We start from the raw sequence: 15,120 nt of genomic DNA on the forward strand, positions 1-15,120 counted from the left end.
GCGACGCTGCATAGGAACCGCAACTTCTCTTCGAACGTTCGCCTGCCGACTGCGACACTCCACGGAGGCCACATGGAAAAACGATCGCTCATAGCGGCAACGGCTATCCTCACTGCGACATTCGTGATGCCTGCAGTCTTGAACGCGCAGGATCAACCCCGGCCGGGGGTGTCGTGCCCGGTCGACCATGACAAGCTCGCGGATATCCTCAAGAAGAGTGTCAAGCCGGGCGGCGGCCCGAGCAACGGAGGTCTCGACAACAACGAATGGGCTGCCGTCGTCAATCGGCAGGGCGTCGTCTGCGCAATTGCCTACAGCGGCGGCAAGGTCGACGACCAGTGGCTGGGCAGCCGGGCCATCGCGGCCGAGAAGGCCAACACGGCGAATGCATTCAGCCTGAAGGACAAGGCGATGGCGACGGCCAATCTCTATGCCGGTGCGCAGCCCGGCGGGTTCCTGTTCGGCGCGGCACTCGGCAACCCGCCGTCTCCGGAAGCCTTGTACACCGGATCTCCGGACAACTTCGGCACGGCCCAGGATCCGATGGTGGGCAAGCCGGTCGGCGGCACCATCGTGTTCGGAGGCGGGCTGGCGCTCTATGACGGCAACGGCGTGGCCGGGGCGCTGGGTGTGAGCGGTGACAGTTCCTGCGCGGATCACAATGTGGCCTGGCGCGTGCGTCACCAGCTCGGGCTCGACCGCGTGCCGGCCGGCGTCAGCCCCAACATGAAGGACGCGATCATCTTTGACATCGGACCTGACGGCAAAAGTCCGTCTGGATTTGGTCACCCGAAGTGTAACGGCAAGGAAGATCAGATCGCAGTCGACCTCGGCGCCGGCGTATCCGGCAACGTCGTGAGATAGCTCGTCGATCTCACCATTTTGGAACCAAGCGAAGGCGGAACGTTTGTAGGTTCGTAAACCGGCCTGCAACGCAGCACGGTCTCGTCACTGCCGTGGAGATCTTTACATATGTTAGTGCGTGGTCTCACGCGTTTGCTGGGCCTGTTTCCGGGCATCCTTTGTGCTCTTTGCGCCAGTTGCGCGGTGCTGTCGTCCGCGTCAGCACAGAGCGATCTCGCCAACCGCATGAAAGACCCGGCCCAGTGGCCGATGGCGGCGCGCGACTACGCCAACACGCGCTACAGCGAACTCGACCAGATCAACGCCTCCAATGCATCGCGGCTGCAGCTCGCATGGACGTTCTCGGTCGGCGCCGATCGCGGTCAGGAGGCGGCGCCGCTCGTGGTGGACGGCACCATGTATGTGGTCGGCCCCTATGCGGGCCCCTACCCTAACCGTGTGTTCGCACTCGATGCCACGACCGGTGAATTGAAATGGTCCTACGCGCCGAAGCCGGAGCCCGCTGCCGCGGGCGTTGCCTGCTGCGACGTCGTCAATCGCGGACTCGCTTTCGACAATGGCAAGATTTTCCTCAACACGCTCGATAACCATACCGTCGCCATCGATGCCAAGTCCGGCAAGGAGCTGTGGCACACGAAACTCGGGGAGATCAACAAGGGCGAAACCATCACGATGGCTCCCGTGGTGGTGAGGGGCAAGATCCTTGTCGGCAACAGCGGCGGCGAGATGGGCGTGCGCGGCTGGGTCACCGCACTCGACGAGACCACCGGCGCGATCACGTGGCGCGCCTATTCGACAGGTCCCGACAAGGACGTGCTGATCGGAGACGATTTCAAGCCGTACTACGACAGCCTGAAAGGCAAGGATCTCGGCGTGAAGACCTGGCCCGCCGACCGCTGGCAGATTGGTGGCGGCACAGTCTGGGGCTGGATCTCCTACGATCCCGAGCTGAACCTGATCTACTACGGCACGGCCAACCCTAGCCCCTGGAATGCGAACCAGCGCAGCGGCGACAATCTCTGGAGCACGACAATCTTTGCCCGCGATCCCGATACCGGTCGCGCTAAATGGGCCTACCAGATCAACCCGCACGATCTGTTCGACCACGACGAGATCAACGAGAACGTGCTCGTCGACCTCGAACTGAACGGAAAGCCGCGCAAGGTGCTGATCCACCCCGGCCGCAACGGCTATATGTACGTCATGGACCGCGCCACTGGCGAGGTGATCTCGGCGGACGCGTATGACTTCGTCAACAGCTACAAGGGCGTCGATCTGAAGACCGGCAAGATTATCCCGAACGAGGAGAAGATGCCGCTTGTCGGCAAGACGGTCGAGAACATCTGCCCGAGCGCGCCGGGCGCCAAGGATTGGCAACCGACGGCGTGGTCGCCGCGCACAAAACTCCTCTATGTGCCCCATCAGCATCTCTGCATGAGCTTCAAGGCTTCTCAAGTCGGCTACATCGCCGGGACGCCCTACGTCGGTGCAGACGTAGACATGTATGCCGGCCCCGGCGGCTATCGCGGCGAGTTCATGGCCTGGGACCCGATCGCGCGCAAGAAAGTCTGGGAGATTCACGAGAAGCTGCCGGTCTGGAGCGGCGCACTGGTCACAGCAGGCGATGTCGCCTTCTACGGCACCATGGATCGCCTGTTCAAGGCAGTGGATGCCAAGGACGGGCACGTGCTCTGGCAATTCCGTGCCGGCTCCGGCTTCATCGGCCAACCGATCTCCTATCGCGGCTCCGACGGACAGCAATACGTCGCGATCCTGTCGGGCGTCGGCGGCTGGCCGGGCGTCGTCGCCAATGCGGAGGTCGATCAGCGCGTGCGCAACGCCGCACTGGGCTTCACCGGCGCCACCCAGGACCTGCCCTTCTATACCGCGGGCGGGAGTGAGCTGCTGGTATTCAAGCTCGGCGGCGCGTTTGGTGAGGACACCAGCCATGCGCCTTCCAAGTAATCGCCTCGGCTTCACCCTTGGGCTTCTTCTCGCGTTCGCGACCACGGCTGCGCCGGCCACGGAGGGCGGGCTTCGCGTCTGTGCCGATCCCAACAATCTGCCGTTCTCGAACAGCGCCGAAGCAGGATTCGAGAACAGGCTCGCGGCCATGGTGGCCGAGCATTTAGGCCTGCAGGTCTCCTACACCTGGTGGGCGCAGCGCCGCGGCTTCATCCGCAACACACTGAAAGCCGGCAGATGCGATGTCGTCATGGGCGTGCCGTCCGGCTATGATCTCGTCGAGACGACCAGGCCCTATTATCGCTCGAGCTACGTGTTCGTCACGCGGCAGGACCAGCACCTTGACCTTTCGTCCCTGCTCGATCCGCGCTTGCATCACCTCGCGATCGGCGTGCATCTGATCGGCGATGACGGCAACAATCCCCCGCCGGCGCAGGCGCTCGGCGAACAGGGCATCGTTGATAATGTTCGCGGGTATTCCATCTACGGTGACTATCGCCAGGCCGATCCGCCCGGGCGCCTGATCGAAGCCGTCGAAAGCGGCAGCCTCGATGTCGCCGCCGCATGGGGGCCGCTGGGCGGCTATTTCGCGCAGCGCTCTCCGGTGCCGCTGACGGTTACGCCGATCAGGGATTACGAGCGCTTTGCGCCCCAGCAATTCCAGTTCGCCATCGCGATGGGCGTGCGCAAAGGTGACCGCGCCCTGCGCGACCGACTCAATGCCTTCATCGACGAGCACCGATCCGAGATCAACGCCTTGCTGCGAAGCTACGGCGTACCTCTGGTCGAGCTGCCGGTCACGGCATCGGGAGGACATGAGTGATGTCTGGTCCAGTACTGCGCGCGAGCGCCCTATCGTTGCTGCTGGTGGTCGTGCCGAATGGCGCGGGGCTGGCCCAGCAGACTTTGCCGCAGTCGCAGGAGGCGCAGATGCCGACGCTGTCTCCCCGCCCGAATTTCGGTGGCAGCGTCGGCAATGGTAGGCCCGGCGTCTTCATGCAGGTCCCGGTCAGTCACCTCCATCCCGGCGCGCAGCCGGACCCGCCGCAAATCAAGAATCCTGTGCAGGGCGATCCCAATGCGGAGCAGCGCGGGATGACCTACTATGTCAACTTCAACTGCATCGGCTGCCACGCACCCAATGGCGGCGGCGGCATGGGTCCGGCGCTGAGCAACAACAACTTTACTTACGGCTCGCAGCCCGAGAACATCTTTCTCTCGATTTACCAGGGGCGGCCGAACGGAATGCCAGCCTGGGGCGGCGTATTGCCCGACAGCGTGATCTGGGATCTCGTCACTTATATCGGTAAGATCAGCAACGAGCCGAGCCACCAATGGGGCCGCACCTTTTCTGCGAATCTGCCATCGCCCGAGGTCGAGCAAGTCCCGAGCGAGCAGGTCTCCACGACCGATCCCTGGTCTGCCACCAAGTCTTTCAACTTCGGCCAGAAGCCCTGACCGGCCGAGCGGAGCAGCAATGGCAAATCCGATCGCGAAATTGCTGGTCACTGCACTGCTGGCCACGACAGGCGCCGCCTGCAACGCTGCGGGCCCGGACAATTTCATGGGCGACGCGCGCCGTGGCGCCGACCTCGTCAAGCAGTACCACTGCGGCGGCTGTCACGATATTCCTGGTATCGCCGGCGCCGAAGGCAATGTCGGCCCACCCTTGCATCGGATCGGCACGCGAAGCTACATCGCCGGCTACATCCAGAACTCGCCAGACAACATGGCCGACTGGATCGAGGATCCACAGCGGGCGTTGCCGGGCAATGCCATGCCGCGAATGGGCATCCCGCAGAAGGACGCGCGGGACATCGCGGCGTTTCTCTATACGCTGAAGTGACCATCATGACATCGACGCATCGTTCAACGAACTGGTTCCGTGAGGCGCCATTGCTGGCCATCACCATTGTGGTCGTCGCCATCATGGGATTGGGCCTCCTGGCTGGCGGTGCCTGGCTCGCGGCCCTGGGTGGCTCGGTCTATTATCTGATCGCGGGCATCATGCTTCTGCTCACGAGTTGGCTGCTCGCGCGCCGTCGCGCCGAGGCGCTCTGGACCTATGCCGCGCTGCTGGCGGGAACGATGGCCTGGGCGATCTGGGAAGTGGGTTTCGATTTCTGGTTGCTGGCGCCGCGCGGCGATGTGCTCGTGCCGCTTGGCCTGTGGCTAATGCTGCCCTTCATTGCCTCCCGCCTAGCGCCTCGCTTGCGCGCAGCGCGATGGGCGCTTGGCCTTGTGTTGATAGCCGCAGCCATCGTCGTCGGCATTTCCTTGACGAGTGATCGCCGCGATCTTGCCGGCACGATACCTGAGGGCGAAACAACCGGGGCCATCGCGGCTCCCGAACCGGACCAGCCCGCTGCCGCCGGGCAGAACTGGACGGCCTACGGCGGCAGCGCCTTCGGTACGCGCTTCTCGTCGCTGAGCCAGATCACCAAGGACAACGTCGAGAAGCTCAAGCTCGCTTGGGAATTCCGCACCGGTGACCACAAGGGCCCTGATGACCCCGACGAGATCACCAACCAGGCAACGCCGCTCAAGGTGGGCGATCTCCTCTACACCTGCTCGCCGCACCAGATCGTGTTTGCGCTCGAAGCCGCGACCGGAAGATTGCGCTGGAAGTTTGACCCACAGGTCCAGCACAACAAGGCGTTCCAGCACATGACCTGCCGCGGCGTATCCTATCACGCGACCATGCCCGGCGCGGTAACTGCCGACGGCACGCCGGCGCCGCGCGATTGTGCGGCGCGCATTTTCGTCCCGACCAACGACGGACGGATGTTCGCGCTCGATGCGCGGAGCGGCTCGCCTTGCGAGAGTTTTGGCAACCAGGGACAGATCGATCTCAAGCAAGGCAGCGAGATCCAGACGCTCGGCTTTTACGAGGGCACCTCGCCACCCGTCGTCACGGACAAGGTGCTGATCGTCGGCGGCGCGGTGATCGACAACTATTCCGATCGCGTGCCGTCGGGCGTCATTCGTGGTTTCGATATCTATTCCGGACGGTTGATCTGGGCGTTCGATGCCGGCAACTCCGATCCGAACGAAATGCCTTCGGCCTCGCATCATTTTACAGCCGGTTCACCCAATTCGTGGAGCATTTCGGCGGTCGACGAGAAGCTCGGGCTCGTCTATGTCCCGCTCGGCTCGAGCTCTCCGGATATCTGGGGCGGCGGCCGTTCGCCCGAAAACGAGCGCTACGATTCGGCGTTGATTGCCCTCGATCTCATGACCGGGAAACTGCGTTGGTCGTTCCAGAATGTGCACCACGATCTCTGGGACATGGATATGCCGTCACAGCCCAGTCTGGTCGATTTGCACTCTAACGGCGGCGTGACGCCTGCGATCTACATCCCGGCCAAGACCGGCGACATCTTCGTGCTCGACCGCCGCGACGGGCGTCAGTTGGTGCCCGCACCGGAGAAGCCGGTGCCGCAGGGCGCCGCGAATGGAGATCGGCTATCGCCGACCCAGCCTTTTTCGGAATTGAGCTTCCGCCCCTCCGGCAAACTCACGGACGCGCAGATGTGGGGCAGCACGATGTTCGACCAGCTCGCCTGCCGGATCAAGTTCAAGCGCCTGCGCTATGAGGGGCCGTTCACGCCGCCGTCTGAACAAGGCACGCTGGTGTTTCCCGGAGACTTCGGCATGTTCGAATGGGGCGGCATCGCCGTCGATCCACAACGCCAGATCGCGATCGCGAACCCTCAATCGATTCCCTTCGTCTCGCGGCTCGTGGCGCGCGGGAAGGACAATCCGGCCGCGCCGAATGCGGCGCATCCACCAGGAACCGAGCTGGGTGTGCAGCCGATGTACGGCGCCCCCTACGGCGTTGATCTCGGCATTTTCCTCTCACCGCTCGGCATCCCCTGCCTTGCTCCGCCATGGGGCAACATCGCAGCGATCGATCTGAGGTCGCACAAAGTGGCCTGGCAACATCGCATCGGCACGATCCGCGATCAGGCGCCGCTGCCGCTGCCATTCAAGCTCGGCGTTCCCATGCTGGGCGGTCCGATCGTCACCGCGGGCGGCGTCATCTTCATCACGGGAACGATGGATGACTATATCCGCGCGTTCGACGTTCGCGATGGCAGACAGCTTTGGCAGGACCGCCTTCCTGCCGGCGGCCAGTCGACGCCGATGACCTATGAGGCCGGCGGCAAGCAATACGTCGTCACGGTCGACGGCGGCCACGGCTCGTTCGGAACTAAACTCGGCGATTACGTGCGGGCCTACGCGCTGCCCTGATCTGCCTCGGCAGGACTTGTTTGTGCTTGGCGACGCCTTGTCCCGATCTGCCGGCGCGACGCGCAACTGCTGAAGCCAGGAGAGCCACGCCCGCAGCTAGTCCCAGTACCGCGAGCCCCTGACTGATGACATCGGCAGGTGGAAGCTGCTTGCGTGACAGCCAACCGCCGTCGATCGACGTGCCCTGCGGACCAGCTTCGATCATGGTACCCTCGCTGCTCTTCGCCGGGCGCGCGCGCGACAGCAGGTAGCGGAAGGCAGCTCCCACGAGGTTCTCGGTGATCTGCGGAGCCATCGCGTAGGCAATTTGGCCGGCACGAGCCGGCCAGCCCACGGCGACTTCGTCACGGGGTGCGCGAACGAGGCTCACGAACGTCTCGGCAACGTCCTCCGCCTGATACAGCAGCGGACCGGGATCGAGCGTTCGGCCGGACATGTTGGCGCCGTGGACGAAGCCCGGCGTGTCGACCATGGCCGGGAAGACACCGCAGACATGGATGTTGCGGTGAGCCCTGAGCTCCTGACGCAGGCTCGCGGTGAAGCCCCGCAGGCCGAACTTGCTCGCGGTATAGGCCGCAGCAAAGGGCGTCGGCGCCCAGCCGCCGAGCGAGATGTTGTTGATCAGGATGCCGCGGTTCTGGCGGAGAAAGATTGGAAGCACCGCGAAAGCGCCATGCATGGTGCCGAGGAGATTGACCTCGATCGTTCGGCGATGAAGCGCGATATCCGCGTCCTGATAGGCCCCGAAAACGCCGGTGCCGGCGTTGTTGATCCAGACGTCGATGCCGCCGAACGCGTCTTCGGCCTCTCGGGCCAGTCGCTGCACCGCCTCTGCATCGGTGACATCGGTCGGGATCGCCAATGCGCGGCCTCCGAGCGCCTCGCATTCGGCGGCGAGGCTCGTCAGGACTTCAGCACGGCGTGCCGCCAGGACGACGCTTGCGCCCTTGCCGGCGAAGGCCAGCGCCGTAGCACGCCCGATTCCGCTCGAGGCACCGGTAATGACGACGTGCGTGCCAGTCATTTGCCGCGGCTCAGATCCGGAGCCAGCCGCCGGAAGCAGCCAGTGCAGAGATCGCCGAAGGCGCTCGGTTCCGTTCGCTTCGAACCACTCGCCGTGCGCGAAAATCACCCTCTCCGGCGACAGCCGTACAAGCCGCTCGGCTGCGGACCGCACGGAGCGGCCGCCGAGGCGCAGCAGCAGCCGCAAATAGACCGGCGCCGTACCGTTCGGCTTGGAGATGCCGAGGAGGTTTGCCGCGGCCTCGTTTGGCGCGCTGAGATCATTGGGATCGAGATTTTGCACGAGATCCGTCAGGATCAGTGTCCGGCTGCGCTTGTCGAACAGCTCGATCTCGGAGAACATCGGAGCGTTCACCGAGACGGCTTCGAGGTCGGCCCTCCATTCCTCAGGCATCGCGTCTCCAAGCTCGCGGTCGATGCGGATGCGTGCCGCTCGGACTTGCCTGCGCGCCGAAAGGCCGCGCGCCGCGAAAATCGTCACCTGCGGCAGCTCCCTCTGCCACTCGGACAGGAACATCCAGTGCGCGATATTCGGCGCGAGCAAATACTTTATCGCGCCTAGCCGCTCCAACTCACCGCGGAGGGCCGGCGAATATCTCACCGGCGAATGCAGCACGAGATCGCCGTTCGACAGCCGAATGACGGTCATGCGCACCGGGAGTTTCAGACCCGTGGCGCTGATCGGCGCGTCGTCCACGACCCAGATATCGTCCGTCGCTCGCGACAGACGGGCCGTCGACAACGTGGAGTCGGAACTTTGCATGAGCGTCTTCCATCACAAGGCGTTTGCTCAAGCTTCGGGAGCGACGCTCGTTCCTCGCTAGGAGGCCCGAGCCTGCTTGCGGGCGTTGCGTCGGCGACGGCGGGCCGCGAGCCGTCCTCGCCCTCTCTCCGCCGGAATGTGTCGCGAGATCGCCGGTGCGAGCTCCGGCTCTGAGGGAGGTTGTTGGGCGGCAATCGGGGCTTGGTCCGGACGAGCTTCCATCAGATCAAGTACCGCGCGGCCCTTGTCCGTGATCCGCCACCCGCCATTTGTCCGATCGATCAGCCCTTGCGAAAAGATGTCCAGCCCCGGCACCCGCCCGGCAAGCCGCCGGGTGCGCTCGGTCCAGTCGCGACCGCTGGTCGCTAGAATGGCCATATCCCGCTTGAGATCCTCCATGACGGCGAACCCATCCGGGTAGCTCACCAGGATCTTGAGGACCGTCACTTGGAAATTCACCCCCGCCCCCACATGACCGTCGTCACATCGTCGGGACTTCTGAGAGAGCATTGCGGGCCGCTTGTTTGAGGCAATCCGCAGAGATGTCACCCCTGCTTGCAGTCTCCAGAAGCTTCGAGGCTACGCGGGTCCTGGCGCCGATCTCACAGCGTGGAACACCTTCACACACCTCATCGAGAACGGTGCGCAACAACGCCTTGGTCGCGGTATCGATCATGGAAAGCCCCAGCGGAAAGTTCACGGTAGAGCAATGGCTCCGGCCTGTGATTCAACATTGTTAATGATTTGAGAAATTCACGGGTCTGGCCACCCACCACCCTGGCGGTCTCGGGGTTGCCGAGTGCGCGACCTTCCTGCCTGGCATTGTGCGCGAGGTCGTGGAACCTCCCTCGCCAGCGGGCGGGCCGGATATTCCGACGGCGCAAGACCTGTCTCCGTCGATCGCGAGAATCGGATCATCCAGATCGACCCCCGTGAAAACCATCACGCGCCTGCGGCGGATCAATCCCGGCCTGGTCTTTCAGCCGATCGCTAGGCGTGCCAGTCAGCATGGGTGATAGCAAACCGCGCAGTTTCGCGTCCTCGCGGCGCAAATCGCCCGAGCTTTGCTTGGTCATTCCACCCTCTTGTCCAAGAGGGCGCAGGGAAGGCCGGGTGCCGGCTGGCACCCGCGGTCCGCTGCGCGAAAAGCACACGCAGGAAAACCGCACAGCAGCATACAGGTGTAGCCAATCACTCGGCCTTCCCTGCGCGATGGTTGGACGGCTTATGCCGTGCTCTCCCGGGAGCCGAGTTCCTGCTGGCCTCCCTCGCCCTCGCGAAAGTCACCGGCACCGCGCCGGTTGACGCAGATGCCGCATTCGCCAGGGCTTGACCGTAGCAACGACGGCCAGGACCACACGGTTTTGCCGTACGCACGGCCCGCCATTTCGCCGCAGTTTTTCCAGCCCTGTCGACGGAGCCGGAAACTTACAGACGAGACGAAGCCTAGCAGCGCCGCTCGTCGGAACGAAGCCTTGGGCTCACGGAGAGCAATCCGCCCTGCCCTTGGCCACTCGCACCCGAACGCTGCCGCGTCCACCGCAAGCCCGGCTCGCGAACATGACGACCACAAGATCGCCCCTCAAGGATGAGCCGGGATGGCCGATACATACGTCAAAACCGAATTTCGGTAAAGTGGAATATTTTTGCAAAGAGGGGTTGACGGCGCTGGCGGGTGTTTCGCTCGACGAGTCCCGCGGCTTTAGTTTAATGCGCAGCCTCATACTGGAGGGCCCCATGGCATGGAATCCGAGTCACTCTTGGCGACGTACGCGGAGCGTGTCCATCGGGAGCACACCATCCGCACCATTGGCGGGAGCCCCCAGTCTATATCCACCTCTCAATCAGGCGCTTCACTGAGGGCGTTTAGACGAGTAGGATGTGTCTCGCGGTGCTCCGGAGGCGGCATGAGCCAGCGCAAGTTCATGGGACTTGGCGGCGGTGCGACAGCATCAGGGCCGGGCATTGCGCTAGCGAGCGAGCGATTGGCCAACGCAGCCGCCGAGCCCGCTTACGATGATGAGCAAGAATTCCCATTGGTCATCGCGAACATCCCCGCAACCCCCCGCCAAAAGGCCTGGGCCGTGGGTGTCGCCGTCTCGCTCATCGTCCTTGCAGCGGTCATCGCGCCGTTCGCCCGGATCCAATTGGGCCAGATCAATGGTTTCGTTCCAGTCTTGCAGACCGCGTTGGCCCTGGCCGAATTCATCACGGCAGCCCTGCTGTTTGCTCAATTTTCGATCCAGCCTCAGCGGGCACTTCTTGCACTCGCAAGCGGATACGTTTTCAGCGGATCGTTCGCATTCTTGCAAACGCTCGCCTTTCCGAACGGATACGCTCCCGCGGGTCTCATTGGGGACGGACTGAACAGCCCCGCTTGGCTTTACGTGCTTTGGCACACGGCTTTTCCCGCAGCGATCCTGGTGTACGGATTCACAAAGGATCGTTCCACCGCCGGCAGACCAAGCAGACCTGCGATAGCCGCGATCGTGTTAGCATTCGGCTGCATCGCCGCCACGGTGGCGGGACTGACGTGGATGGTGACCGCGAAAGCCGAGTTTCTCCCGAGCTTCTACGTGAATGACGTCAGGCATCAGACGCCTCTCGGTAATCAGGTCAACCTGATACTTTTGCTTTGGAATGTGACTGCTCTCACCGTCCTGTTTGCGCGCATGCGCACCATTCTTGACCTTTGGTTGATGGTGACTTTGCTCGCCTACCTGCCCAATTTCCTGGTGGCGATCATCGGCAGCTCGGTTCGATTCACCGTGGGTTGGTACGCAGCACGCGGTTTCGTTCTGGTCGGCAGCTGCATGTTGCTGACCATATTGCTCATCGAAACGATGTTTATCTATTCGCGCCTCGCCAGCGTCATCGCCCTGCAGCGACGCGAACGAGCGAACCGGCTTCTCAGCATCGACGCGGTCACTGGTGCGATCGCCCATGAGCTGAGATCGCCGTTGGGGGCCATCTCGCTCAATGCTGCGACAGGGCTCAGTCACCTCCGAGCGACCTCGCCTGAACTGGAGGAACTCGAGAACATCCTCTGTGACATCGAAGCCGATGGCAGCCGGGCCGCAGACATCATATCGAGCATTCGCGAGATGACGATCAAAACGGCGCACGGCGGCGCTTCGGCAAACGTCGAGGATGTCGCCGAGTTGGCGCGCAGGCTGCTGAGGCACGATCTCCTGGCCAACGGCGTATCAGTAACGACGGAGTTTCAGGGCAACATTCCTCCAGTCGTCCTGGACGGCACTGAGCTCCAGCAGATTCTCCTGAACCTCTGCAAGAACGCGATTGACGCAATGAGCTCTGTCCCCGCCGATCAACGAGAGCTGCGTATGAAAACCCGTCTTGATGGAGGCACAACGGTCCATTTGTCCATTGAAGACTCGGGCGCCGGCATTTCGCCACGTGATCAAGAGCGCATCTTCGATCCGTTCTTCACGACGAAACAAGGCGGTATGGGATTGGGGCTGGCTATCTCCTGCAATTTGGCCGCAAGGTGTGGAGGAAAGCTGAGGCTGATCAAATCGGACGTCAAGGGCTCCATTTTCGAGCTGGAAATTCCAATCTCCGCTCCCGCTTCGGCGCGATGATGGTCCGGGACCGTCACGACCGTTCCGCATTTCGCTCACTTCATAGAGATCATGATCGTGCTGAGGTTGGCGACCGATACGACGGTGCCAGACGCACTATCTGCGTACGTCGCTCAGGGCTTTGCACCATCGACCTTCTTCCAGGTCTGGTCCGGATCGAATGCAGTCATGCGGGAAACGAGAACCTCGGTCCGAGGCCCGAGATCCTTCTGGTAGACAACGCCCGCATGGTTGACCAGGAAGGTCATGACGCCGGAATTGCCGTACTCGGCGGGCCAGGCGGCCAGCGCAAAACCTCCGATCATCTTGCCCTTGACCACATAGTTGAGCGCGCCACCTGGCGCGTTCGACCCCTGCCCCTTCAGGATCCGGAAATAATAGCCGTGATAGGGCGCCGCACCCTCCTCGGGCTTGTAGCCTTCGGCCGAAGCCTGCGCCGCCAATGCACCGAGCGGGCTCTGGTCGTTGTCGTCGCGCCAGAACAGTCCATCCTTCTTGCCGGCACTGCTGACGATGCGCTGCGCGTACACGCCAATACCCTCACCGCGATCCTTGTCGGCGTATTCGTTCTCGGCATCGACAAAGGCGAGACTGGTCTGGATCGCGTCGAGTTCATTGCGGCCGATGCGGCGATACAGCACCTCAATGCGGCCTTCGGCGGTATCGAATTCCCAGCCGGTCCTGGTGTTGACGAGCGGGATCGGGAATGGGAAGTCGTCCGGGCCCAGCACCAGCGTCGCCTTCTTGTTGCCCTCCGCCTTGATCGAATGCTTGGCCTCATACATCGAGGTGAAGCGTTGCCGGATATCGGCATCGGCGACTTCGTCGCCGGACGAGACGATGTCCTCGGCAGCGCTGCCGAGGACTTTCAGGATGGCCCGGTCGGGCCCGCTTTTGACGGCGGCAGCGAGCGCCGCCGCTGCATCCTCCGGTGTCGGGTAAGATTGCTGCGCCCGGGATGGCGAACTCATGAGCGCCAGCGCCATGATGGCCGGCAGCGCGACGCGATGAAGCGACTTAAAGCTCATCATGGCATCACCTCCGCAGGAATCGTTGCGCCGCCGGCGAGCCAATCCCGATACGTACGGAATTTTAGACCGAGCTTCTCGTAATAGACCCGGAGATAACCATCGGCTCCGCGGGTAACGGCTTCTGGCTTCACCTCTTCGACTTCCTGCGCAATGACCCCGACATAGGCCTTGTCGCTGCCAATATAGCTGAAGCGGTAGTAACCAAGCCCGTTGGCGAGATAGCCGACAAAAACCACATCGGGCTTGAGCACTATGTCGGAGCGGCGCCCGCCGCCGCCACCACGACCGGCGAAGCTCGCGCCGCCACCGCCGCCACGCGGTCCCATGCTCGCCATGCTGGCGTGACCGCGGGCCGATGCTGCGGCCGCCGAGCGGCCAGACGATACGTTCAGCGCACTCCCGCCGCGTGGGCTGCCGCCAGCTCGGTTCGCGGCCTTGGCACCGCCGCCCCCCTTGGTCCCGGCGTTCTTGGCGCCCGCGTTTTTGGCACCACCCGCCTTGCCCGCGCGATCGCCGCCACCTTTGGCGCGATCGCCTCCCGCCTTGGCGCGATCCCCGGCGCCTTGACGGTCGCCACCTCGGTCGCCAGCGCGATCTCCCGCACGGTCACCGGCGCGATCTGCGCCACCAGGCCGATCCTGTCCCGGCTTCTGCTGTCCGTCGCGGCCGCGGAAATCCATCCGGTCGGCGGCGCCGGCCTTCAGATTGCTATTGCCGAAGCGCTGCTGAACGTTGGCGTTGTTGTAGCGTACCCCTTGGCGATGCGAGGGATTGTGCTGCCAGCCATTTCCGATGTTCGTGGTCCGGTGATTGATATAGACGTTGCGGTTGCCCCAGTTGCAGCCGCCGCCCCAATAATTGCCCCAGCGACCGATGGCCCAGGCCGTGCCGAAGGCGAGACCCGCCGCGACGACGCCTGCGCCGATGTAGGATGGGTAGCCGAAGTAATATGGTGGATACTCGTTGTAGGGCCACGCGCCGTAGACCGTCGCAGGCTCGTAGTACGGCACGTACATCGTATCGGGAACCGCCGGCTCGATCACGACCACCTGCCTGCTTTCCTCGGTCTTGACGCTCACCTTCTGCTGCTTGGTGGTCACCAGCTTTTTGTTGTCATAAGCCTTGGTCCGCAGCCGCTGGACCGCATCCATCACATCCGGCTGCTGTGCCAGCACGGCGTCGCCCAGCGCCTTGGTCCAGTCGAGCTTGTCGCTCATCATGGTCAGGACCTCGGCGGTCGAAGCTAGTGCCTTGATGCTGTCATCCCACGGCTGCTTCTCGACTTCCGTCTTCAGGGCATCACCCTTCAGAGTCTTGCGCTCTTTCAGCCAGCGATCGGCCTGAACGACTTCCAGAGGATAGGTGGACGCGGCCAGCACGTTAGCAAGCAGTTCGTCCGGATAGAGCGCAATCGGTGCGACCAGAGCTTCGAGCTGCTCCGGTTTCAGAAGCTCTGCGGCTTGCGCGGGGGGATTTGCCTGCGGTGGGCTGGAGGCCGGCGCCTTATCTGCGGTCTGCGCCGCCGCCGCCAGCGGAATCGCGATCACGAGCGCAAGCGCCATCAAGGTCCTGCCGCAGCAAAACATCAGATCCTCCATACACATGTCCGGCGATCATC

13 protein-coding genes are annotated in these 15,120 nt (G+C 63.2%); 7 read left to right on the forward strand and 6 right to left on the reverse strand.

Annotation, left to right across the window (positions count from 1 at the left end; translation table 11 throughout):
* The first annotated feature begins 72 nt into the window (after positions 1–72).
* The 6 genes from AC0L3A_RS00250 (at position 73) to AC0L3A_RS00275 (ending at position 7,083) form a co-directional block, all read left to right on the forward strand.
* Positions 73–864: a GlcG/HbpS family heme-binding protein gene (locus AC0L3A_RS00250; protein WP_007592930.1), complete on the forward strand. Its 792-nt coding sequence runs from the start codon at positions 73–75 to the stop codon at positions 862–864.
* Positions 865–972: 108 nt separating this feature from the next.
* Positions 973–2,829 (forward strand): methanol/ethanol family PQQ-dependent dehydrogenase, encoded by a 1,857-nt coding sequence (locus AC0L3A_RS00255; protein WP_473253312.1) that lies wholly within the window; start codon positions 973–975, stop codon positions 2,827–2,829.
* Positions 2,813–3,652 (forward strand): substrate-binding domain-containing protein, encoded by an 840-nt coding sequence (locus AC0L3A_RS00260; RefSeq protein ID WP_473253313.1) that lies wholly within the window; start codon positions 2,813–2,815, stop codon positions 3,650–3,652. Before AC0L3A_RS00255 ends, AC0L3A_RS00260 begins: the two co-directional genes overlap by 17 nt.
* Positions 3,652–4,287 (forward strand): c-type cytochrome, encoded by a 636-nt coding sequence (locus tag AC0L3A_RS00265; protein WP_219680107.1) that lies wholly within the window; start codon positions 3,652–3,654, stop codon positions 4,285–4,287. Before AC0L3A_RS00260 ends, AC0L3A_RS00265 begins: the two co-directional genes overlap by 1 nt.
* A 19-nt stretch (positions 4,288–4,306) precedes the next feature.
* Positions 4,307–4,675, forward strand: a complete 369-nt coding sequence (locus tag AC0L3A_RS00270; protein ID WP_007592935.1) for a c-type cytochrome — start codon at positions 4,307–4,309, stop codon at positions 4,673–4,675.
* 5 nt (positions 4,676–4,680) lie between these two features.
* Entirely contained in the window at positions 4,681–7,083 is a 2,403-nt protein-coding gene (locus tag AC0L3A_RS00275) for a glucose/quinate/shikimate family membrane-bound PQQ-dependent dehydrogenase (protein WP_473253314.1), read from the forward strand.
* On the opposite strand, the gene AC0L3A_RS00280 is transcribed toward AC0L3A_RS00275, so the two are convergent.
* From AC0L3A_RS00280 to AC0L3A_RS00295, 4 genes are all read right to left on the reverse strand, one after another.
* Positions 7,043–8,869 carry an SDR family oxidoreductase gene (locus AC0L3A_RS00280; RefSeq protein ID WP_473253315.1) on the reverse strand — a complete coding sequence of 609 codons (1,827 nt, stop codon included), beginning with the start codon at positions 8,867–8,869 and terminating at the stop codon, positions 7,043–7,045. The two genes, AC0L3A_RS00275 and AC0L3A_RS00280, sit on opposite strands and share 41 nt — an antisense overlap.
* A 57-nt stretch (positions 8,870–8,926) precedes the next feature.
* Positions 8,927–9,379 carry a hypothetical protein gene (locus AC0L3A_RS00285; RefSeq protein WP_354171049.1) on the reverse strand — a complete coding sequence of 151 codons (453 nt, stop codon included), beginning with the start codon at positions 9,377–9,379 and terminating at the stop codon, positions 8,927–8,929.
* Positions 9,351–9,545, reverse strand: a complete 195-nt coding sequence (locus AC0L3A_RS00290; protein WP_083869813.1) for a hypothetical protein — start codon at positions 9,543–9,545, stop codon at positions 9,351–9,353. The genes AC0L3A_RS00285 and AC0L3A_RS00290 overlap by 29 nt, the downstream gene beginning before the upstream one ends.
* A gap of 238 nt (positions 9,546–9,783) precedes the next feature.
* Positions 9,784–9,945, reverse strand: a complete 162-nt coding sequence (locus tag AC0L3A_RS00295; protein WP_473253317.1) for a hypothetical protein — start codon at positions 9,943–9,945, stop codon at positions 9,784–9,786.
* A gap of 831 nt (positions 9,946–10,776) precedes the next feature.
* Here AC0L3A_RS00295 and AC0L3A_RS00300 point away from each other — a divergent pair.
* Positions 10,777–12,471, forward strand: a complete 1,695-nt coding sequence (locus tag AC0L3A_RS00300) for an MASE4 domain-containing protein (RefSeq protein ID WP_473253318.1) — start codon at positions 10,777–10,779, stop codon at positions 12,469–12,471.
* Between the two features lie 113 nt (positions 12,472–12,584).
* On the opposite strand, the gene AC0L3A_RS00305 is transcribed toward AC0L3A_RS00300, so the two are convergent.
* Positions 12,585–13,502: a DUF2950 domain-containing protein gene (locus AC0L3A_RS00305; RefSeq protein ID WP_354127613.1), complete on the reverse strand. Its 918-nt coding sequence runs from the start codon at positions 13,500–13,502 to the stop codon at positions 12,585–12,587.
* Complete coding sequence (locus AC0L3A_RS00310) at positions 13,499–15,088, reverse strand: DUF3300 domain-containing protein (protein WP_473253411.1); 1,590 nt, start codon at positions 15,086–15,088, stop codon at positions 13,499–13,501. The genes AC0L3A_RS00305 and AC0L3A_RS00310 overlap by 4 nt, the downstream gene beginning before the upstream one ends.
* Positions 15,089–15,120: the final 32 nt, after the last annotated feature.

This window comes from Bradyrhizobium sp. MI1.3, from assembly GCF_055811695.1.